This window comes from Phormidesmis sp. 146-20 (genome assembly GCF_052939475.1).
This window is the reverse complement of the sequence record NZ_JBJPHT010000009.1, coordinates 38,480-61,392: the sequence shown is the minus strand read 5'-3', so window position 1 is coordinate 61,392 and position 22,913 is coordinate 38,480. Positions and strand designations below refer to the sequence as shown.

Here is a 22,913-nt window from a genome sequence, read left to right as displayed (position 1 = left end):
TTTAAGTTGTTAAATTTACGTGAATTCGATGAGAGGTTTTCCGCTTCGTTGTTCACGGCTTTTGCCCCCCAACCCCCCAATTTTGGGGGACTTTAAGAGAGGAATTCTGGTTCAAAGTCCCTCACTCGTGGGGGATTTAGGGGGCGTTCCTGGATCTAAAAGCGAAGCGAAGCGTTCATCGAACTGACGTTAAATTTACAGGCTGGATGTCAGAAGGGTTGCCTTAAATTTACTTTTTGCCCCTGAGCCAGTAGGTGATCATTTCGCCTTTGCCGCGCACCTCGATCGCCCCTCTCTCTTCAAACCAGTATTTATCGAACAGACGATCGTAGGTCGAAGCGGTGACTTGAATGCATCCGGCCGAGCCTTGCGACTCCATGCGGCTGGCCATGTTTACGGTGTCGCCCCACAGATCGTAGATAAATTTGCGAGTGCCAATCACGCCAGCGACGACCGGCCCGGTACTAATGCCAATTCGCATTCTAAAAGACTCGCCCGTTTCTTGATTAAAGTCGGCGATCGCAATCTGCATGTCCAGCGCCATTGCTGCGATCGCAGCCGCATGAAACTCATTGGGCGTAGGCAGTCCACCAACCACCATGTAAGCATCGCCGATCGTTTTGATTTTTTCTAAGCCGTGCAAATCCGCCAGTTGGTCAAAGGCAGAAAAGATCTTATTGAGTAAAGTGACAATCTCGATCGCCGATCGCTGAGTCGAAAGCTGCGTAAATCCAACAATATCCGCAAACAGAACCGTCGCTTCGGGGAAGGTGTCAGCGATCGTGCTGGAACTTTGTTTCAGTTGTTCGGCAACCGACTTGGGCAAAATGCTTAACAGCAAGCGTTCTGACTTTTCTTGTTCTTCTTGCAGACGTTTTAGATAAGCTTGCTCCTGGTCGCGCAGCCGCTTTTTTTCGAGGCAGGCCCCGATCCGAGCTTTGAGCAACGTCGGGTTAAACGGCTTAAACAAATAATCTTCGGCCCCTAGCTCAATGCAGCGCGCCACGCTTTCAATATCGTTTAATGCAGAAATCATGATCACGGGAATATGGCGCAGGGCAGGATTGGCTTTGAGATGCTCTAAAACCTCGTAGCCATTCATTTGCGGCATCATAATATCGAGCAACACGACATCGACAGACTGCTCCTGTAGAAGACATAGCGCTTGCTGTCCGTTTTCGGCCATTACGATCGTGTGCCCTTGCTTCTTCAATCGACGAGAGAGCAAATCGCGGTTTGTCTCAATATCGTCCACAATCAGCACAGTTCCCTGTTCGTCACTCATTCCACTGTTCCGCTCTACTGCTGCATCGAGTTGCACAATCTGACCTAACCCGTCGCTTAGATTACAAGCTTAGTTTCATTATTCTATGCCTTCTGCTTTTTGCCCTTCAAAAAATCAAGATTCGCTAACTGATTGTCCTGAGTCGTTTTTCACGAAGATAAATGGGTTTCTGGAAAATTTTCTAGAGAGCGCTAATTAAGGTTGGTAAAGTTTCTTAGCCCTGGTGTTGAAGGCTTTTGCTCCCCAAGCTGCCAATTTTGGGGGACTTTAAGATTCCTGGTTCAAAATCTGCCCTTATCAGGGGATTTAGAAAGTTTCAGAGCGACGCACAAAGCGTGATCGAGTCTCCGTTAATTGGGCCATCGCGATCGAGCAAAAATTCTGAAGCGACGATCGGGAGTGAGACGGTGAAGGTCGATCCCTGGTCTAGAGCGCTCTCGACAAAAATATCGCCGCCCATCATACGGACAAAGTGACGAGAGATGGCCAGTCCCAATCCGGTGCCGCCATATTTGCGGGTGGTTGAGGTGTCCGCTTGTGTGAAGGGGTCAAACAGGGTGGTGGATTGGTCGGGGGTCATGCCGATTCCGGTATCAGAGATGTGGAAGAGGAGGGAGGGGGGAGGAAGGAGGAGGGAGGAACTGGGGAATGGGCTGCTTTGCTCAACGGTGATGGTGATGGTGCCGTTTTCGGTAAATTTGGCGGCGTTGCTGAGGAGGTTGAAGAGAACTTGCCGAACTTTGGTCAGATCTGCGTTGAGAGAACCGATCGCCTCTGGGCAGCAAACAATTAGCTGATTGTGATTTTGGGTAATTAGTGGCTTGACGGTGTAGGCGACTTCTTGGATCAGTTGGGCGACATCGAAGCTTTCTACAAATAATTCGGTTTTGCCTGCTTCGATTTTGGAGAGGTCTAAAATGTCGTTGATCAACCCCAGGAGATGGTTTCCGGCGGCGTGAATTCTCTGAAGGTCGGGGAGAAACTCAGTTTGTTGGCGTTCGATCGCGTCTTCTTGAAGCATTTCGCTGTAGCCAATGATCGCATTCATGGGTGTGCGAAGTTCGTGACTCATGTTGGCCAAAAACTGACTTTTGGTGCGGTTGGCGGCTTCGGCTTTTTCTTTGGCGGCTTGCAGTTCTTGTTCGATTTGTTTGCGCTGGGCGATCTCTTGAAACATTTGGGTGCAGGAAGTTTCAGCGTCTAGATCAGAGTGAACCGTGCCCCGTAAGGCTGTGAATCGATGAATGAGATGAGTCCCGATCGCCCCCGTCAATACGGCCAGACCGCTGCTTAAAGATGACTTGCCCGTGAGCAAAACCAATCCCATCAAAGCGCCAAACATTAGTCCATGACCCGCCCAAAAAAACAGCACGGAACTGCTAAAATCGGTCAATTTTTTGAAGGCGCTCCGATACTTTGGATGGCGCATCAGCCCAGATTCTAAACATAAGAAAGTAGCCTGCACCAAGAAAACAAGGCTGGCACTGCTGATGATCCATAGGGTATCGCTCATGGTTCGATCCAGGGTTATGCGTGTTTTTAACGGCAGTCGGCGGGGTTGTAGCCGGGACTTTAGACTTTAGACGTTGGACGTTGGACTTTAATGTTTGGTCTTTGGTCTAGCGTTGGTTCGGCCCCTTACGGGTAACTCGAAGAGATCAAGTTTTTTCGCTTCGTCGATCGAATCTTTTGCCCCCCAACCTCCCAATTCTGGGGGACTTTAAGAGAAGAATTCTAGCTCAAAGTTCCTCATTGGTAGGGGATTTAGGGGGCGTTTCCTAGTGGAAAAACGCAGCGAATACATTTATCAAATTCAGCGAATTTATGTTTGGTCTAACGTCTAAGGTCTATCTTCAGTCCCGCTCAGTTAGTTATTCCCGTTTGTGATTACTTTTAACGGCTTCGTTGGTCATCTAGCTGATATTTCAGTGTTTTCTCTAGCAATTCTCAAACTAACTGCGATCGATGCAAGCTATGTTGTTTGATTTAGAGCGACTGCATTTTCTCTCGTGTTGCGGACAGTGAAATTTTGGGGTCTTGACCGACTGGCAGATACATTGTGAAGGTTGACCCTTTGCCATATTCACTTTCGACGGCGATCGTGCCCCCCATGATTTGACAAAATCTTTGGGCGATCGCCAATCCCAACCCGGTGCCGCCATATTTGCGAGTCGTCGATGCGTCTGCCTGCGTAAACGCCTGAAACACTCTCTCTATCTGCTCTGCTGTCATGCCAATTCCAGTATCAGAAATGCGAAATATGATAAACGATTGAGGTTTGAGTGACGCATCAGCCTTGGAAGGTGAGGGTTGAGAATTACCCGCCCCAGCGCCTTTTTCGACCGTCAGCGCGATCGTGCCTTGAGCCGTAAATTTACAGGCATTACTCAGCAAGTTATATAAATTTTGGCGCGTCTTGGTCAGGTCAGCATAGAGACAGCCCACATTGTCAGCACAGTGAACAATCAAGACATTGCCGTTTTGCTCAACGAGCGGCTGAATTGTGCTAGATACTTCTTGAATCAGAGGATGAACTTCAAAACTTTCGAGGTATAAATCCATCTTTCCAGCTTCAATTTTAGAGAGATCGAGAATGTCATTGATCAATCTCAACAAATGTCTGCCAGCGCTGTTAATTTTTTGTAGATCTGGAACCAAACTATCTTGTCCGCAATCGATCGCTTCTTCTTGCAGCATTTCACTGTATCCCAGAATTGCATTCATCGGCGTGCGTAACTCGTGACTCATGTTAGCCAAAAACTGACTCTTGGCCCAGTTTGCTTGCTCTGCAATTTCTTTGGCCTGTTGAATCTCGCTGGTTGATTTCTGGAGTTCTTGTTCGTATTGCTCTAATACGCCTAACATAATGTTGATCGTGGTGCCCAGATTAGAAAGCTCGTCTTTGCCAGGGGCAGAAACTCGCAGCGATAGATTGCCACTTTCCCCAATTTCTGCCACTTCGTCACTCAGGCGCGATAGTCTTGACAAAACCAGCTTTTCTAACAGCAGCAGCGTCACCCCCCCAAACACAAAGCCCACGACAACAATCAGCAAACTCAAAAATCGAATCGCTTCTTTGCCCTGCTGATAAATTTCTCTAGGATTTTGCACCTGTAAAATGATGGCGGGCTTGCCGTAAATATCTCTAAGCAACGCAGATCCTGCGATCGTTTTCTCATTGATTGGGCGCACCGTAACAATCGCGTTCTCGATCCTCACCGCAGCGGGGCTAAAAAATTCGATCGGCATTTTGCGATCCAAAAGTGGCTGCACGGTCAGGGGCACTTGCAGCGATCGGGTCAACTGACTCACGTCTTCTTCTCGCACATAGCGACCGACAATCAAACTGCCCAAAATGGGCCCCTTACCTGCGCTGTTGACGATCGGGCGAGAAGCCACCATCATCGGCCCCTCTGGCAGCATAAGAATGCCCGTGGTCGTACTTTGAGACGTGGCATGTTGGAGCAGACGATCGCCGATTGCAATGTGCTGTTTTACGCCCTGGGGAATGGGAACTCTTTGCCCCTCTTGTAAATCAAATCCAGTGCCAAACACGATCTTGCCGGAGCGATCGATAAACAAAATCATGTTGACTTGCAGCATGGATAACTGCGGATCAATCAAATTAGTGCGAATAAATTCTGAGTTACCATCGCGAATAAATTTGGCGGCATCATCCCAGGACGACCAATCAGCAAAATTCGCGTTAAATTGCTCCAAACTTTGGTTAAAAACATTCAAAACGCCCTTCATCATCTGGCGCGTGTCTTGGTCTTCGGCACGATTAGAACTGCCCAATAGCAGCGTCGAGGCAACCGTATAGATCGCCGCATTCAGACTGACCAACGTCACGCCAATAATCAGTAAGGTTCTTCTCCGCAGCGTGAGAAAATTGCTCTTTCCTAGTTTCATCATGCGGTCTGTCCGAGAAGGGTCTGAATTTTTTCGAGCAGTCGCGGCAGTTCTACAGGCTTGGTGTCGTAGTCGTCGCATCCCGCCTCCAAACACTTTTCGCGATCGCCCGACATCGCATGGGCCGTCAGCGCAATAATCGGAATCTGCTGGGTCGCCGTCACGGATTTGATCTGGCGAGTCGCTTCCCAACCGTCTAAGACGGGCAAACTCATGTCCATCAAAATCAAGTCTGGTAACTCAGCCTGAGCAACCTTAATTCCCTGCTCACCATCGATCGCGCTGACCACTTCAAATCCGCGCCGAGACAGACGACGGGACAGCATATCGCGGTTAATTTCGTTATCTTCGACTAAAAGAATTTTAGGCATGGCTGATTTATTAGAGCAATTTTAAGCGGGCTGGGGCTACGGCCGTTTGTCCAGACTGGTTAACGTTTCTCGGACTTCTTGCAGCAGATCGTCACGGGTATAGGCTCCTTTCTGCAAAATTTGTTCGACATCGCCGCTGAGTTGGGCCCGATCGGCTGGCGTGAGCGTCATGGCCGTTACGACAATTACAGGAATCGATCGCCACTCGGACACCTGCCGCAGTTTGGTAATAAACTCGAAGCCATTCATCTCTGGCATCATCAAATCCAGCAGGATCAGGTCGGGTTTTTGTTGAGACAGGCAGGTGAGGGCGACTTTGCCATTGGGGGCGACGATGCCTGTCCAGCCTGCTTTGGCGAGGGTGCGCTGAAATAATTCGCGAGTTGCGAGGTCGTCTTCGACAATCAGGACTTGTCCGGTGTGGGGGTCGGCAGGGCGATATTTGCTGAGAATGGCGAACAGTCGTTTGTAGTCGATCGGCTTGGTCAAATAGTCAGACGCGCCCAACGCAAATCCTAAATTTTTGTCATCGACGATCGTTAAGACGACAACGGGAATATCTGCCACGTCTGGGTTGGCTTTGAGGGCGGACAAGACGGCCCAGCCGTCCATTTTGGGCATCAACACATCCAGCGTAATCGCATCAGGACGCAGCTCGATCGCTCGCCTCACGCCTTCCTCTCCGGTCGAGGCTGTCTCTACGCGAAAGCCTTCTTTGGTCAGAGCGCGCACCATTAACTCCTGAGTGGCTACATCGTCGTCGATCACCAAAACGCTAAAACGGGGCTCACCCGTGGGGTCTAAAAAAGGCACAAGGGAATCTGGAGGGGGAGCCACTTTGCGATCGAGAACAGCGATCGGTAATTGCACGGTGAAGATCGACCCTTTGCCAATCTCACTGGTCACGGTAATGTCGCCGCCCATCAATTGACAAAATCGCTGACTGAGGGCCAGTCCTAACCCGGTGCCGCCGTATTTGCGCGTGGTGGAGGTGTCTGCCTGGGTGAATGCCTGAAATAGCCGTTTTGCTTGCTCTGGGGTGATGCCAATTCCGGTGTCGGAGACGTGGAAGAGGAGGGAGGGAGGAGGGAGGAGGGAGGAGGGAACTGGGCTGCTTTGCTCGATGGTGAGGGTGATAGTGCCGTTTTCGGTGAATTTGGCGGCGTTGCTGAGGAGGTTGAAGAGGACTTGTCGAACTTTGGTTACGTCGGCATACATTTTTCCGATGTTGTCAGGGCAGGAAACTTGTAGCGTGTTGTTGTGTTTGGCGATCAGGGGTTCGATCGTGGTTTCGATGTCTCGAATCAGCAGGGACACTTCAAAGGTCTCTAAAAAGAGATCCATTTTGCCTGCTTCGATTTTGGAGATGTCGAGAATGTCGTTGATCAAGTCCAATAGATGTTTGCCTGCGCCGCGAATCTTATCTAAGTCGGGCAAAATTTCTGTCACGCCCAGATCCGCCGCGTCTTCTTGCAGCATCTCGCTGTAGCCAATGATCGCATTCAAGGGGGTGCGAAGTTCGTGGCTCATGTTGGCTAAAAACTGGCTCTTGGACTGGCTGGCCGTCTCGGCCGCTTCTTTGGCGTTGTAGAGTTCTTGGGCGGTGCGCTTACGATCGTCGATGTCCTGTACGGTTCCGACATAAAACAAGAGGCTGCCATCGTGATCACGGACTGCAACCGCACTTTCGCTGATCCAGACCACGCTGCCGTCTTGTCGATAGACTTGAGATTCAAAATCGGCAATGCGATCGTCTCGATTGATGAGTTGCACAAAGTCAGCGTGGCGATCGGGGTCTACATACCGCTGGTTACTGTTAGACAAATGGCTGATCAACTCCTCTGGTGACTGATAGCCATAAATGCGAACGAGAGCCGGGTTGACGCTCAGATATTCGCCAGTGGGGGTTGTTTGAAAGATGCCTTCGGTCGAGTTTTCAAAAATGCTGCGATATTGTTCTTCGGCATGGCGTACGGCAATTTCAACTTGTTTGCGCTGCATAAGCTGGCCGATTTGAGTGCCGACCGTGGCAATCATTTGCAGCATTTCTGGATCTAATTGACGAAACTCTGTACTAAAAAAAACCATGACTGCAATAACTCGACCCTTTGTGGGTACCTCGAAGCGATCGCCCTGCAAAATTGGGAAGCCGAAGGCACTGTGCAAATTTGCTTTTGTAGCCAACCCTCCGGGTAAAAAGAAGCCAGGTTCTTGATTGAGATCGCTAATCCAAATTGGTTTTGTCGCTGCCCAAACTCGCCCAATCAAACCCACTCCCATCGCGAAGCTATTAGATTGACTGTGGGCCGCAAAATCGGCAACTTTGGTCTGCGATCGACACCAGCATTTCACCAAGCGCATCATCTGGCTGGCCGGGTCGATCGTCCAGAGTTCGCCCAGTTCCCAGTTAAGATTTTCACAGATTGTCTGCAAAATTTCGGAGGTTGCTTCGTCTAGATTTTCTGATTCTGAAACTGCTTTTGTCGTCGTATATTGCACTCTCAATCGCTGCTCTACTTGCTGTCTTTTTTGCCAATTTCGAGTGAGCGCCCCATAGATGACAGTCACCGCAACTAACACCAACGAGGTGAACGCGATCGCTCGATATTTTCGCCAAACATAGTCATCTAGACGGATTTGTAAGAGCTGATCTGTAGCGGGCACCATCGCATCATAAAGCCTGAACTGATCCGCGATCGCCTGACTCCCAACGCCTGAGTAATCAATCGATTCCGACGAAATTGTTTGCAGTGTATCTTCGTGAATAAGTTGTAGAAAATCGTTGGTGCTGCTGAGGCTAGTTCGCACTGAGGTTTGTAAAGCTGCTCGCACTTGGGGGTTGTATTCAAAAATGACTTGAGTCCCTCTGGCGATCGCGCTCATGGGCGTATTAATTGAGTAATTAAAGACCGTCATTTGGGCTTCTTCACTCAAGGTAATTTTTTGACGCGCTGCGACTTCTGTGCCAAATTCTTTTGCTTGGGCGGTCTTTTCGATCGCAGACGGTAGTTTGGTAATCAGCGCATCTAGCAGATAATAAGCATCTAAATTAGGGTCAAGAATCATGTTAGAGGTGTCCCCTACATGCGTAATTTGAGCCAGAATGCTTTCGATCAGAGCCGTATGACGCGCAAAGCTTCTTTCAGCGGTTAACTCTTCTGCGTTAAGAGATGCCCAATCTTGCCTAATCGCCTGCCAGTTTCTAGTCGTTTTAAGCGTTTTTCCTAACCGACGATCGACGATATCAATCGCTTGAATGTTAGCGGCGATCGCTCGTTGACTGGCTAATAATGCTTCTTCATCACTGGCATTACCCGATAGATAAAGATTAGCCAACCTGCGATATTGGATGGCATTTTCTAACAGTTTCCTCAGTGCTTTATTGTATTCCAGCCCATGTTTCTCGTTTTGAGTAAAGCGAATTCCGACATCAATTTCGGCGACCAATTGTTGAACGACGACCGCAAGCGGCAACGTGAAGGTCGCTAACAACGTCACCAGGCTGACTTGTCCGAGCCACTGTTTGAGTCCGTTTTTTTTCACGCTGGTCTCCTCAAACTTTCAGAGTCTTCGCTTTCGTCTTTTTGACGACAACCTGGCTCCCTGGGGTAACCTCTTCGTCCTCACCAAGCCCTACCAGATCAATCAAGTCTGTGTAGAAAAATCCGGAAGTCGTCAGGAACTAATGTATTCTTTATGACTGAAGCGGTTGATAAAACGAAGTAGAGCATTCCCGACTGAGCGATCGCCAAACCTGATTGAACGTAAGCCAACTACAGGCTACTTTTTTTCTGCCCTATAACTCAAACGCTTGATGCTTCGGTCAAGTTCCCACACAACGCCTGGTAGTTTTAACACCGTTTTAACAGAACTGAACCGACAAAACGTAGCCCCTTGTTTATATAGTGCCCAAAAAAATCTGTAAAATCACAGAGGCGCTCAAGATAGCAAGACTCCGTAACAAAGGTTTCTGAACTAGACAAATCGCGTTAATTGCACTCGGTAGCGGTCTTTTTTGGTAACCATGACTTCGCCCACTTCGACTCGACCCTTGCCCCGGATGGCGATCAGATCCCCAGGCTTGACGGTGTAGCTCGTTGAAGTTGTTTCTTTCCAGTTGACGCGCACATCTCCCGCCGAAATCATCTCGGCCATTTTGCTGCGCGACATGCCAAAACCCGCTGAGGCGACCGCATCCAGCCGCATCGAAGCCTCCACTGTCATCAGTTCTTTTTTCTTTGGCTCCCGAATCTTTAGCTCTTCTAAAGGAATGGGCTGCGTTTTGACGGGCACCGATCGCACCTGAGTCAGGCTGACCTGCAAAAAATCGACTAGCTCTTTGACAACGATCGCTTGAGCGCCTCGCTCTCCAAGTACGAGAATGTCTCCGACTTTTTCGCGTACGATCCCCGTTCCTAAAAGCGCCCCCAAAAAGTCTCGATGGCTGGCCGGGTCAAACAAAAAATTACCCGCAATGCTCAGGGGTGCGACTTCGACCTGGGAGGGGTCTAGCGACAATTCGGAGCGGGCGATCGCAAGACGCTGCCGTTCTGCTTGAGGATAGCCCCCCCAGGCCACCATCTGCACGTCTGACAAGCGCCCAAAAGCTTGCTGAACTTCGGCCAGTTCGGGAGGTGACAAAAAATCGGTCATGACGACTTCCCAGGTTTTGACGGCTTGTTCTGCCTGGTCAATCACCCGTGCAACACAGTCTCGATTTTCGACACCCTTGAGCAAATCTTCTCTTGGCAACATAGAGACAATACTTCAAAAGAATCTTTATTCTACCGACTGTTCTCCAGGCAGGGTCATCACTCGTTGGATACTATTTCTACAGGTGACGATCCATAAAGGACAGGGGACTTATGAATTATCTAGTGGCAGTGTTGGGCGATCGCATTCAGGCAGAAGAAGCATACTCGGCTCTGGAGCGGGACGGGCTGCCGATGGAGAGTGTGTCGATTTTGGGCAGAGGCTATAAGAGTGCTGATGAATATGGCTTGATCGATCCCAATGAGCAGGCGCGAAAACAGTCGAAGTTGATGGCGGCGTGGCTGATGCCTTTTGGGTTTGTGGCGGGATTTTGCTTTAACTTGATCACTAAGCTAGATACCTTTCCCTGGGCGGGTGAGTTTGGCAATCAAGCGATCGGGGGTGTTTTGGGCGCGCTGGCCGGGGGAATGGGGAGTCTATTTATCGGTGGAGGCGTGGGGCTGATTGTTGGCGGTGGAGATGCTTTACCGTATCGAAATCGGCTGAATGCAGGCAAATATCTGGTCGTCGTTAAGGGGTCGGATGCCCTGACGCGCAAAGCCACAACGATTTTGAGACGGTTTGATCCCGAAAACTTGCAGGGCTACTTTTACTCAAGCGATGTGTAATTGGATAGCGAAGCGAAAAACCGTTACCAAATGCCCGCTTAGGAGATTTCTAGCAAAGAAGTTACCAACCTTGGGAAGCCTCCTAAATCCGCCAATTCTGGGGGACTTTCAGAACTCTCAATGGAGACAGCGGGGCAAATCTATTAACGTGAATTTAACGTGAATTCGATGAAACTTTTTCGCTTCGTTGTTCACGGCTTCTGCCCCCCAAGCTGCCAATTTTGGGGGACTTTAAGAGAAGAATTCCGGTTCAAAGTCTCCTGCTCGTGGGAGATTTAGGGGGCGTTCTCGGATCTGCAAGCGAAGCGTTCATCGAACTGACGTTTTATTGACGTTTTATTAAAGGAAATCTCCTTAAATCTCAAAAGATGCCTACACGCGCACTTGTTTTATGGGGATTTCGATCGCAAATTCGCTGCCTTTTCCCAGTTCAGATCGACCGCTCAAGTTGCCGTTGTGTTGGGTGACGACGATTTGGTAACTGATGGATAAGCCTAGTCCTGTGCCTTTGCCGATCGCTTTGGTCGTAAAGAAAGGGTCAAACATTTTGGAGAGGGTTTCTGGAGTCATGCCGTTGGCGTTGTCCCAGATGCGAATCATGATCCAATTAGAGTTGACGACTTTTGTCTCGATCCAAATAGTAGGTAGAAACGTGTCAGAAGTTCCCAACGATGCGATTTCTTTTGCTTCTTTGAGTATTACTTTCATACGGTCTTCTAGGGCATCGATCGCGTTGTTGAGAATACTCATAAATACTTGATTGAGGTGCCCTGGATAACACTCGACTTTGGGGAGATCGCCATAGGTTTTGACCACGCTAATTTGGCTGTGGCTAACCGTTGTTTTGAGACGATGTTGAAGTAGCAGTAAGGTACTTTCTAGCCCTTCGTGCAGGTCAACAAGTTTGATTTGAGATTCGTCAAGTCGTGAAAAATTTCGCAAACTCAGAACAATGGCTTGAATGCGATCGGCTCCATCTTGCATCGACTTAAACAGTCGTCTCAAGTCTTCTACAATGAATTCAAAATCGCTGTCTAATAACTGTTCTTGAATCTCATTATTAGGGTTTGGATAATGCTTTTGATAAAGCTGCAAAATCGTTAATAACTCATAAATATATTCATTGGCGTAAGTCAAATTGCCGTAGATAAAACAGACTGGATTGTTAATCTCGTGGGCGACTCCTGCCACCATTTGTCCCAGGCTAGACATCTTTTCAGTTTGGATCATTTGAGCCTGAGCTTTTTGTAGGCTATAGAGGGTGCTTGACAGCCGCTCGGTGCGTTCATCGACTCGATCTTCTAGTTCGGCGTTGGTTTTTTCTAAGGTTTCAAACGAGGTTTTTAGCTGCTCGGTCATGCGGTTAAACGATCGCGTCAAGGTTCCCAATTCTCGGATTCCCGGCTCTGCGATCGGTTCATAGTGGCCATCAGAAACGGACTGAGAAGCTTGATTTAAGTGACGAATCGATCGCTCAATCCAGTGCGAAGTTCCGGCTCCTAAGAGGGTGGCGATCGCTGAAGCTACTACACACAGCAAAAAAGTAATTCGAGTATTTTCATTAATTTGCTCTGTAAAGTCAGATTCTGGAACAGTGACGACAATCAGCCAATCTAAACCCAAATCATCTTGCCAAACTCTCACTTTGAGAAAGGTTTTTTGTCCATTAATATCGAGACTAAACTGCTCTTCACCTTGAATGGATTTCAAACTACCAAAACGCTGAATCAAACTTTGAGTTGTCGATCGAATAGTCGGATCCTGACTTTGAAAGGCAAACAACCTCTGAGCTTCACCTTTAACCACTTTATAACTGGGTTGTTGACTAGAGCTTGCAACCAGATTGCCATCGCGCTCCAAAATAAAGGTACGACCCGAAGAACCAATTCTCAACTGACGCAGAAACTGATCAATTTGGGAGAGTGTCAAATCGATGCCAATGACTCCTAAAAGTCTTTTTCTGACATCATAAACAGGATAGCTTGAGGAGATTGACAGAATGTTTGGCTGGTCAACCCACTGATAGATTTGGCTCCAGATTGGGCGCTTTGCTTTAGCAGTGTCACTATACCAGACCTCAACCTCAAGGTCAGCCGGATCACGAGAAACTTTTTGAAGTTTGGTACGATTTCCCTGACGATCGACTTCATAAACTTCCAGTTTTTTTAGATCACTTTTTAGCGTTTCATTTAGCAATAAATTGCCAGTTGTCGTTCGCTCAATGCCTATAAATTCCCCGATCGGGTTGGCGAAGTTGATGTAGCTAAAATTTGGGTTAACCTGCATTTGTTCGCAAAAATATTGACCCATTTGCGGAAGATTTTTTAAGTCAACCAGACCGAGTTCAATGGCTCGCAAATTCATCTGATTGACTTGATTGGGGCTGGTCAAGTAAGTATCCAGGTGTTGATCGACGCGATCGCTAATCTCACTCTCTAAGTCTGTGACCAATTGATTGATAGCTTTTTGCCCGTTTTGCACTGAGAAGTAGCCCGTCAGCGCCACCGCAGTCAAGTTTTGCACAATCAACGGAACGACTAAAATAAGACGCAGCGGAACGGACTTTCGTGTACGGGGGTGTGACACTATTCCTACACCTGGAAAACGTTTAGTCTCTAGAATGCCCCTTCGGAAATCAAGGTCAACGGTTGAGTAAATTGGACATTGGGTAGGTCTGTGAAGTCTCCGGTTTAACGTGAATTCGATGAAGTTTTTTTGCTGCGTTCTTCAGCGCTTCTGCTCCTCACCCCCCCCCCAATTGGGAGACTTTCAGACAAGATTTTGGGTTCAAAGTCCCTCACTCGTGGGGGATTTAGAGGGCTGCCTGGATTAACCACAGCGAAAGATTTCATAGAATTCACGTTGGTTTAAAGCTCTAAAGTTTCCGGCCTAAAGTCCTGCTTCCCTGATTGCAAACCACAATTCTCGATAGACTCGTGCCAATCCATCTATTTGGTAGTGAGCATTTAAGCCGCTGGGATTGGGCAACACCCAAACAATCGTACTCTCAAAGCCATTTTCCTGTCGTCCAATTTTTGATTTGGGTTGAGAGAAGGCCGTTCGATAGGCGCTAATTCCCAAAACGGCCAGACATTTGGGGCGATAAGTTTGGATCTTTTTGGACAGGTTTTGATGACCAAGTAGTAACTCTGAGGGGTCTAATTCATCGGCTCTGGCGGTGGCCCGATCGACAATATTCGTAATACCCAACCCCAAATTTAATAAGTCTTGATCTTCAGAGGGCGAGAGAATGCGATCGGTGAAGCCTGCTAAATGAAGTGCTTTCCAGAAGCGGTTTCCTGGACGGGCAAAGTGATGACCGACGACAACGCTGTAAAGGCTGGGATTGATGCCACAAAAGAGAATCTGCAAATCGGGCGCAATGATATCTGGAACGGTTTTACCGATCGCCGCTCGAATCTCATCTTTCGTGGGTTTATGCACAATTAATCCTTTCTAAATCGTCTTTCTAAGCCGTCTTTTCTAAGCCATCCACTCGACCAGTTCTTGAGTAAAAACTTGCACAAAACCGATCGCCACCTGGATTAAGGGAAACCCCACCAGACTGATCAAGGCTGCCTGACGAGTTCTAATATCCAACCCCTGTCGCACGGCCACAATGACCGCCAGCAAACTCCAGACGGCCAAAATAAACTCGATCGGTCGCCCCAACAACGGAACCAGCGTCAAAAAGTTGAGCACTTGAGGCGCATAAGCAAACCCGATCGGGCCAAGTAAATCGCCATACGTGGGGTCGATCGGTTTCAACCACTGACCAACTTTGAGAATGGTGAATGTCCAAAAATAATAGCCTGCTACAACACTCAAACCACTTAAAAAAAGCGCAATTGGTAATATAGGAAAAGTCGCTCGGTTGATGATTAAAATGACCATCGTCCCCAATACGTGAGAGAACGCAGCGAGTAATACAATCGTCAATGCTAAACGATGAGTTTTGGGCGTGTTGTGAGCGTTCTCATAAAAATCAGCGTTCAGTGAGAGCGCTTTGATTAAGGTTGTCCAAACTCCTTCTCTAGCGGGCTGACGGCTCACAGGGGTTACAGTCCTACAACTGGCGATAGATGACAGGTCGATCGAGCTATGATCTGATGCAACAGATGTCGAAACTGCTGCGCCAATTCCAAAATAACCATACCTTATTGAGACTAAATGCTGTCGCTGATCGAACGAATTTTATCGCGCCTCCGAGGTGAAACGTTGAAGCTGTTTTTCTTAGCAGGCGGGTTGCTGTTGATTTGGGGGACGGTGGCTCCGATCGGAACGCTAGTCTGGTGGCTCAATCAAGGAGTCGAAGGTCTGGGCTTGAGGCGTGAAACCAAAAAGCTGCCTGCCACGGTTGCTCGTGCAACTCAGAAGATTGTTAACTGCTACATCGTCTATCTGCCGGGGGTGGGAGATTCGTCGGCCAATGAGTTGAGTGCGGGGGAGGAATATTTTCTCGATCGCTTGCAAAAGGCTCATCCTAATTGTGTGACGGTGCGCGATGTGTTTCCTTATTCTGCGGCAAATCAAGATCTGGCCGGGCAAAGGTTTTTGGCTCCCTTCTGGCAAGCTGCCCAAAAAGGAGAAGGCTGGTTTAAGAATGCTGATGTTTTGATCAAGATTCGGAATTTGTGGCGCTTTGCGATTTCTGCGGACGATCGCTATGCTCCCGTTTATAACCAGGGAATTGCGGCGGCGATCGTCGATCGTATGAATGCCGTTCACCCGATTTCGCAGTCTGGTCAGCCGATTCGGGTGGTTTTGATTGGGACGAGTGGTGGGGTGCAGGTGGCGCTGGGGGCGGTGCCTTATTTAAACGAGTGGATTAAGCCTGAGTTAGCGGTGGTTTCGGCGGGGGGTGCGTTTGATGGTGAGGCGGGGTTTGAGTCGGCGCAGCGGGTGTATCACTTACAGGGCGATCGCGATTGGGTGGATGACATCCCTCGTGTGGTGTTTGCGTCTCGCTGGCCGTGGGCGATCCAGTCTCCGTTTAATCAAGCTCGTCAACAGGGACGCTTTACCAGTTTGGACAGCGGCAATCATACGCACGATGGCGCTCAGGGCTATTTTGGGCAAGCGATCGCCCACGATCGGACGACCTACGTCGATCTGACGCTACAAAAAGTCAATCAGTTGCCCATCTGGTCTAACAACAAGTAGGCTCAATTTTTTGGGAAACAAAATTGTCCACCATGATTGTGACTCCAGTGTCGTCAAGCATTTTGCGCGGAAGTTTATATTTGACAGATTTTGGAATTTTTGGGTGAGTTGAAGAGGCGCGATCACACAGAGGCACTTCACACTCGATTCATAAGACTTCCTTAGTTTTACGGAGACTGAATCATTCGATTGCTATTTTATGTGCATCGGATGAAATCCTGGATCTGTTTGCATGACTGACGTTTTTCTCTCTTATTCTCGGAAAGATAAAGCTTTTGTGCAAACGCTGCATGACTCACTGAGAGCACAACAGCGAGAAATCTGGGTGGATTGGCAGGCGATTCCTCTGACGGCTGACTGGTGGCAAGAGATCGAGCGAGGCATCGAAGGCACCAATACCTTTGTGTTTGTGATCAGTCCTGATTCGGTGGTGTCGGATGTTTGTCGTCAGGAGATCGATCACGCAGTCAAGCACAATAAGCGATTGGTGCCGATCGTTCATCGCGAAGGTTTTGACTTGTCAGCCGTTCATCCGATGTTGTCGAGACACAATTGGCTGTTTTTTCGCGAGACGGATGAGTTCGATCGTGGCTTTGCTTCCTTGGTTCAAGCGATCGAAACGGATTTAGAGTATGTGCGATCGCATACCCGCTTGACAGAACGAGCGGTCGAATGGAACGGCAAGCAGCGCAATGAGAGTTTTGTTCTTAGAGGGGATGACCTCAAGTTTGTAGAACAGTGGTTAGCCAATGGTGAGCAAAAAACGCCTGTACCGACTGAGCTACAGCGAGAATACATTCGTGCCAGCCGGACGATCGAAGAAGCGACGCAGATTTTGATCGAGGCAGGACAAGAGGCAGAAAAGCTAGTGCGGAGTGCCAGAAGACGAGCGGCGATCGCGCTAACCGTGCTTGGGGTGGCACTAGTTGGCGCAGGAATCGCAGGAAGTTGGGCAGTTAAGGAACGGAGTGATGCGCGATCAGAAACGCGACTGGAGCGATCGAGCGTGTCGGCAATGAGACGATTTGACTCAAACCAAACGGATGGGCTGCTCTCGGCAATGCGATCGGGCTTTGAGCTACAGTCCTTAATTCGTGAAAAATCTTTGGGAACCTATCCTGCCAGCCCGATTTGGGCACTCCAATCAAGCCTGGTCAAGATTCGCGAAACTCTACTGCCCGGTCGTCAAGATCTCATTTGGGGTGTGGCGTATAGTCCCGATGGCACCCTGATCGCAACGGGCGGAAACGATGGCACCTTAAAACTGTGGAATCCAGACGGCAAGCTGGCTGCGGAAGTGAACAGCGATCAAGAAGTCATCTGGAGTGTGGCATTTAGTCCTGATAGCAAACTAATAGCCACAGGCGGCAGCAAGGAAGGCAACACAAGGCTGTGGGATCGCAACGGTAAGCAGGTGAAAGAGTTAGAAGGGAAGCAAACACTCGTTTTGAGTGTGACCTTCAGCCCCGATAGTACGCTGATAGCTACAGGCGGCACTGATGGCACCCTAAAACTGTGGAATCCAGACGGCAAGCAAATTTTGCAAGACCGAGCGGGTAAACCAATGCCAGAAGTGGGATGTCGCCAGTCCGAGGTCTACAGTGTGGCCTTTAGCCCCGATAGTCAGCGAATGGCGATCGGCTGTAGCGATGGCACTCTTCAACTCTGGGATAGAGACGGCAATCCGATTCAGGAGACTCTAGAAACCAACCACGTTAAAGTCAATAGCGTGAAGTTTAGCCCAGATGGGCAGCAGATTGTCACAGGCGGTGAGGATGGCACTGTCCGACTGTGGAACCGAGACGGCAAAGAAATCCGAGAGTTGAAAGGGCGACAGGGCATTGTTCAGAGTGTGGCATTGAGTCCAGACGGAAAGCTGATTGCGGCGGGCGGTCACAATGGCAATATACAACTCTGGGATCGAAACGGCAATTCGATCGACGAGTTCAAAGGTAATCAAGGCATTATCTGGAGCATTGCCTTTAGCCCAAACAGTCAGCAGATTGTCACAGGCGGCAATAATGGCAACGCGAGTCTCTGGGATCGAGACAGCAGTCCGATCGGCAAGTTGACCGAGAAGCGAAGCGGTATTTCTAATGTAGTCTTCAGCCTAGATGGTCAGCAGGTCGCCATCAGTGTGGATAAAACTATCAGTCATGGCCCAAGCATCACAGAACTCTGGAGTCGAGACGGCAAGCTGATCAAAGCCTGGAAAAATGACCAGGAGAAGGTTTTCACTGTGGCGTTTAGTCCTGATGGTCAGCAGATTGCAATAGGCGGCGATCGGGGTACAACCAACCTGTGGGACAGAGAAGGCAAGTCGATCGGGGAGTTGAAAGGTGAGCAAGGCTACGTCAGAAGTGCTGCGTTTAGTCAAGACAGCAAGCTGATTATCACTGGAGGCGGCGACAGCACAACGAAACTATGGGATCGAGACAGCGGCAAACTGATCAGTGCGTGGAAAAATAACCAGGGGATTGTCTGGGGTGTTGCGCTTAGTCCTGATGGCAAGCTGATTGCATCGGTCGGTGATGATGGTCAGGTCAAGCTATGGAATCAGGATGGTAAACAGGTCGGTGAGTTTCCCTGTCAGCAAGGCATTGTCAAAAGTGTCACGTTTAGTCCTGATGGCAAGCTGATTGCGACGGGAGGCAACGATGGCAACACAAAGCTGTGGAATCAGGACGGTAAACAAATTGGTGAGTTTCCTGGTAGTCAGGGCAGTGTCAATCGCGTGGCGTTTAGTCCCGATGGCAAGCTGATTGCGACCGTTAGCAGCGGTGGCACAACGCAGTTATGGCATCAAGACGGCAGGCAAATCGCGCAATTTGAGGGAGGCTACCCATCAACATTGAGTCCTGATTGGAAAACGATCGCCATCACTGAAACGCCCCTCGGTTCTGATACCCAAGTTGTCCGTCTCTATCGCATTGACCTCGACCTCGATCTCGATAGCCTCCTGCGCCGCGCCTGCCAACGCCTCAAAAACTATCTGCTCTACAGCCCAGACCTGAAGGACGATCGCGATCGCTGTGCCGCCCATTTAGGCGATTGGGAAGGAGAGCGAACCCAGAAGTGATTGTGAATTGTGGTAAGAACTACAGACGCACTCTTAACTCAGCGATCGACCAAATTGGCAAGGCTACACCTGAGAAATCATTGCGATTAGCGCAAAGCGCAACTGCAAAGCAACCGCGAGTGACGATAGCATCCATCTGATTGAGTTGGGCGCAAGCAAACTGAACCCCATCCTCAAAATCTTTCAGTCCACTCTCGATCGCTTGCTCGATCACTGCACGGTCTACTGAGCAAAGCTCCAACGCTGTCAAAATTCGATGCACTGCATCCAACGCAGTATTTTGACCCTGCGCTTTCCTAACAATGTAAAACACATTCGTCACGGTTGTTGCAGCAATATATCCCTGAACTTGCTGTCGCTCAACCATCTCAAACAAAGTAACTCCCTCTTCCACAAACGGAGCGCGATCGAGCAACACATCCAAAACAATATTCGTATCAATCAAAATCCTCATCACTGATACTTGTTCACCAAATAGTCTGTATATTCCTCGCGCACTTCTTCGTCGGTTGGAGTACGCTCACGCGGCTTTGCCATTCCCCGCAACCCCGTTAACGTTCCGATTGAAATGTGCTTCGTTCTCGAAGTAATATCTGCTGAAGCAGATCGCGGCTGAGTCTGCAAATCATGATTCACGCTTAAAGTCTCAACCCATGCCAGAACCTCGCGCACCTGTTGATCCGGCATCCTTTTGACTAACTCATAGATTCTTTCTGCCGCGGTCATAACCACTTTCCTCAAAGATTCAACGGGTCACTCAATTATGCCGCTAATCGTTGAACTCGACAGCCTCCTGCGCCGCGCCTGCCAACGCCTCAAAAACTATCTGCTCTACAGCCCAGACCTGAAGGACGATCGCGATCGCTGTGCCGCCCATTTAGGTGAAACCTGGAAGGACGTTCAGAACGCAAAATAGAACCCGCGATCGATATTGCCTACCAAGGGTTACAAAAAGAGTCTTGATAAACGACTAGCTTTTCTTTCTTCTAAACTTTAAGTCGTCAAATAAGGCATACAGCACAGGCACCACAATCAAGCTCAGTAGCGTTGACGTGACAAGCCCACCCGCGATCGCCACTGCCATCGGAGAGCGCAATTCTGATCCAGCCCCCAAACCCAGGGCGATCGGCACCATGCCCAAAATCGTCGCGGCCGTCGTCATGAGAATCGGTCTGAGGCGAATCGGGCCCGCTTTGAGAATGGCCTCTGTCCGCTCCAGTCCTTCTTGTCGAAGTTGATTGATGTAATCGACGATCAGAATGGCGTTTTTATTGGTCAAGCCCAACAGAAAGACGAAGCCAATTAGCGAAATCATGCCAAAGTCGCTCTGCGTGAACAACAACGCCAGCATCGCACCCACCAGCGCCAACGGCAGCGAAAAGCCCACCACAAGCGGATCGAGCCAACTGCGAAACAGCACCACCAGCACGACGACAATACACAACGCAGACAAGGCCAGGGTCGTCCCAAAACTCTGAAAGATTTCACTACTCGTAGCCGAATCTCCGCCCAGCGCCAATGTCACCCCAGCCGGAAGGAGTGGTTTTGCTTCAGCGACCAGTCGCTCAGTGGCATCTCCTAGAGACAAATCTTTGCCCAAGTTGGCACTGATATAGGCGACGCGCTGACCATTTTTGCGATCGATAACCGCGATCGTCTCTTTTTCCTGGCGACTGCCTGAGACGGTGACATCTGCAAATCCTGGTAAAGTCTGGACTTTGGCTTTAATGTCGGTTGCCACTTGAGACAACACTTTCACATCGTCGCCTCGAATCGCTAACTGCAACGGTTTTTGATTGCCCGCCTCGACAAAGGGAATGTCTTCGACACTGGTGGTTACGCCTTCCAATTTGGGCAATGTCGCCCGAAACTGATCCTGAAGTTTGGCAGTTGGTGTGGGGTGATTGGGCTTTAATTTAACTTGCAGAATGCCCTTGTTGGGTTCTCCTTCACGCGAGCCGACGATCGTCAGTACGGTATCCACTTCTGGCGATTTTCTCACGACCTCTTCAAGCTGGGTTGCTACTTTTAACGAATCTTGCAGGGGATCAAATGCACGCGGAATCAGAGCCGCAGGGTTTTGAGGGTTTTGGGGATTTTGAAGATCTTGAGGATTCTGAGGATCTTGAAGATTGGCTTGTGAAGGCTGTGTGGATTGGCTCTGCTGCGCTGCTCCTGGCGGCAAGGTCGGCAATGGAGACACATAGCGAATATTGAATTCACCACGATCGAGCTTAGGAATAAACCCCTGGGGAATCAGTGGAATCAGCGCCACACCCGCCACCAGACTGAGAATCGCAATGCCCACGACGACCGCTCGATGCCGCAGTGACCAATTTAGTAAGCGTCGATAGGCTGCCGCAAATCTGATCCAGAGTCCGCTGGTGTGTTCGGGCGATCGGTTGGGGTTGGCTCTGAGCAGATAGAGCGAGAGAACTGGGGTCAGCGTGCGGGCAACCAGCATGGAGATGAGCATGGCGGCGGTGACCGTGATCCCAAACGGCTTAAAAAATTGACCAATCACACCGCCCATCAGTCCGATCGGCAAAAAGACTGCCACTGCTGTCAAGGTGGCCGCCGTTACAGGTAAACCAATTTCGCTCGTGGCTGATAAGGCGGCTTGTCTGGGCGATGCTCCAGCATCAATGTGACGGCTGATATTTTCGACATCGACGATCGCATCATCGACGACACTTCCAATCACCAACGCCAACGCCAGCAGGGTAATCGTCTCCAGATTAAAGCCAAAAATCGCCATGACGATAAACGTCCCCAGTAGCGAAATGGGAATCGCCAGCGCAGAAATCAGCGTCGCCTTCCAGCTTTTGAGAAAGGGGAAAATGACGATCACAGCCAGAACGATCGCTTCGATCAGGGCGTCGATCGTCGATCGATTGGCTTTGCGAATGTAGTCGGCTTGAGTGGCGGCCAAAACCAGTTTCACATCTGATAAGTCGGACTGAAGTCGCGCCACTTCTGTTTCGACGGCATCCACGACTTCTAGAGTATTCGCCAATCCACTTTTGATCACCTGGAATGCCAACACATTTTGTCCATTAAATCGGGCCAATGTTCCCGCCGTTTGAGGAATGGGAGATCCTCCGATCGCTGCGTTTCCTTGCCCCAGTAGTGAAACTTTGAGAACGCCAGGAATCTTCTGAATCGGAGGAAGAATCTGATCATTGGCTAATTTTTTTAAGTCATCGAGACTGCGAGACTGACTCTCAATGGCGTAGCTGACGGCGGCTGATTCGTTGAGATTGAGCGCGATCGCTTCAAACTTCCCATCTTTAGGCAAGCTCACCTTTTCAACGGCTTCTTTGACCAGCCGAGTCGAGTCTTCTAAACTGGTGCCCACCTGAAACGAAACGCTGACCACCGATCGACTGGCATAGGTTGAAGCGTTGACCTGATTTAAACCTTTAAGGGATTGTAGAGCGGCTTCGATCGGCTCAGTCAGTTGGCGTTCGGTTTCAACCGCCGTAGACAGAGGGGCAGTTGCATTCACCACCACGACAGGGAAGGCAATGTCTGGAAACAGCGCATATTTGAGCGAACTGAAGGCCAAAATTCCGGCGACGGTGACGGCAATCCAGAAGCCCAGCGTCAACCACGGAGCAGAAATTGCCCACCGCGAAATGTTGAAGCGCTCCCGGACAGGTTGGTTGCGAGGTGCCATAGTGAGTTTTTGAGGGGTGAGATGCGGCGATCGCAGTGCTTTA

16 protein-coding genes are annotated in these 22,913 nt (G+C 49.5%); 4 read left to right on the top strand and 12 right to left on the bottom strand.

All coding sequences use genetic code 11. The features are described 5' to 3' along the window. Positions 1-229: 229 nt before the first annotated feature. The 6 genes from ACKFKH_RS10125 to ACKFKH_RS10100 form a co-directional block, all read right to left on the bottom strand. Positions 230-1,285, bottom strand: coding sequence for an adenylate/guanylate cyclase domain-containing protein (locus tag ACKFKH_RS10125; RefSeq protein ID WP_446858157.1), 1,056 nt, complete (start codon positions 1,283-1,285; stop codon positions 230-232). Between the two features lie 316 nt (positions 1,286-1,601). Beyond that, complete coding sequence (locus ACKFKH_RS10120) at positions 1,602-2,798, bottom strand: ATP-binding protein (protein ID WP_446858156.1); 1,197 nt, start codon at positions 2,796-2,798, stop codon at positions 1,602-1,604. A gap of 473 nt (positions 2,799-3,271) precedes the next feature. Beyond that, positions 3,272-5,197 carry a sensor histidine kinase gene (locus tag ACKFKH_RS10115; RefSeq protein ID WP_446858155.1) on the bottom strand — a complete coding sequence of 642 codons (1,926 nt, stop codon included), beginning with the start codon at positions 5,195-5,197 and terminating at the stop codon, positions 3,272-3,274. After that, positions 5,197-5,568: a response regulator gene (locus ACKFKH_RS10110; RefSeq protein ID WP_446858154.1), complete on the bottom strand. Its 372-nt coding sequence runs from the start codon at positions 5,566-5,568 to the stop codon at positions 5,197-5,199. The genes ACKFKH_RS10115 and ACKFKH_RS10110 overlap by 1 nt, the downstream gene beginning before the upstream one ends. Before the next feature lie 36 nt (positions 5,569-5,604). Further along, complete coding sequence (locus ACKFKH_RS10105; protein WP_446858153.1) at positions 5,605-9,111, bottom strand: response regulator; 3,507 nt, start codon at positions 9,109-9,111, stop codon at positions 5,605-5,607. Between the two features lie 432 nt (positions 9,112-9,543). Further along, positions 9,544-10,323, bottom strand: coding sequence for a photosystem II S4 domain protein (locus ACKFKH_RS10100; RefSeq protein WP_446858152.1), 780 nt, complete (start codon positions 10,321-10,323; stop codon positions 9,544-9,546). A 110-nt stretch (positions 10,324-10,433) separates the two neighbouring features. On the opposite strand from ACKFKH_RS10100, the gene ACKFKH_RS10095 reads away from it, so the two are divergent. Further along, a complete protein-coding gene (locus tag ACKFKH_RS10095; protein WP_446858151.1) occupies positions 10,434-10,949 on the top strand; it encodes a hypothetical protein in 516 nt (171 codons plus the stop codon). A gap of 372 nt (positions 10,950-11,321) precedes the next feature. Here the strand turns inward: ACKFKH_RS10095 and ACKFKH_RS10090 are convergent, their stop codons facing one another. The 3 genes from ACKFKH_RS10090 to ACKFKH_RS10080 form a co-directional block, all read right to left on the bottom strand. Continuing rightward, positions 11,322-13,535: a sensor histidine kinase gene (locus ACKFKH_RS10090; protein WP_446858150.1), complete on the bottom strand. Its 2,214-nt coding sequence runs from the start codon at positions 13,533-13,535 to the stop codon at positions 11,322-11,324. 303 nt (positions 13,536-13,838) lie between these two features. After that, entirely contained in the window at positions 13,839-14,393 is a 555-nt protein-coding gene (gene mug / locus ACKFKH_RS10085) for a G/U mismatch-specific DNA glycosylase (protein WP_446858149.1), read from the bottom strand. A 39-nt stretch (positions 14,394-14,432) separates the two neighbouring features. Next, on the bottom strand, positions 14,433-15,002 hold the full coding sequence (locus ACKFKH_RS10080; RefSeq protein WP_446858148.1) for a YIP1 family protein: 570 nt from the start codon (positions 15,000-15,002) through the stop codon (positions 14,433-14,435). A gap of 117 nt (positions 15,003-15,119) precedes the next feature. Here ACKFKH_RS10080 and ACKFKH_RS10075 point away from each other — a divergent pair, with 117 nt between their 5' ends. Both ACKFKH_RS10075 and ACKFKH_RS10070 read left to right on the top strand, forming a co-directional pair. After that, positions 15,120-16,112 carry a hypothetical protein gene (locus tag ACKFKH_RS10075; RefSeq protein ID WP_446858147.1) on the top strand — a complete coding sequence of 331 codons (993 nt, stop codon included), beginning with the start codon at positions 15,120-15,122 and terminating at the stop codon, positions 16,110-16,112. Positions 16,113-16,344: 232 nt separating this feature from the next. Further along, positions 16,345-19,191, top strand: a complete 2,847-nt coding sequence (locus ACKFKH_RS10070; protein ID WP_446858146.1) for a WD40 domain-containing protein — start codon at positions 16,345-16,347, stop codon at positions 19,189-19,191. Positions 19,192-19,210: 19 nt separating this feature from the next. On the opposite strand, the gene ACKFKH_RS10065 is transcribed toward ACKFKH_RS10070, so the two are convergent. Then, positions 19,211-19,645, bottom strand: coding sequence for a type II toxin-antitoxin system VapC family toxin (locus ACKFKH_RS10065; protein ID WP_446858145.1), 435 nt, complete (start codon positions 19,643-19,645; stop codon positions 19,211-19,213). Further along, entirely contained in the window at positions 19,645-19,917 is a 273-nt protein-coding gene (locus tag ACKFKH_RS10060) for a hypothetical protein (RefSeq protein WP_446858144.1), read from the bottom strand. The genes ACKFKH_RS10065 and ACKFKH_RS10060 overlap by 1 nt, the downstream gene beginning before the upstream one ends. Before the next feature lie 37 nt (positions 19,918-19,954). Here ACKFKH_RS10060 and ACKFKH_RS10055 point away from each other — a divergent pair, with 37 nt between their 5' ends. Further along, positions 19,955-20,107, top strand: coding sequence for a hypothetical protein (locus ACKFKH_RS10055; RefSeq protein ID WP_446858143.1), 153 nt, complete (start codon positions 19,955-19,957; stop codon positions 20,105-20,107). A 54-nt stretch (positions 20,108-20,161) separates the two neighbouring features. Here the strand turns inward: ACKFKH_RS10055 and ACKFKH_RS10050 are convergent, their stop codons facing one another. Continuing rightward, positions 20,162-22,870, bottom strand: coding sequence for an efflux RND transporter permease subunit (locus ACKFKH_RS10050; RefSeq protein ID WP_446858142.1), 2,709 nt, complete (start codon positions 22,868-22,870; stop codon positions 20,162-20,164). Between the last annotated feature and the right edge of the window lie 43 nt (positions 22,871-22,913).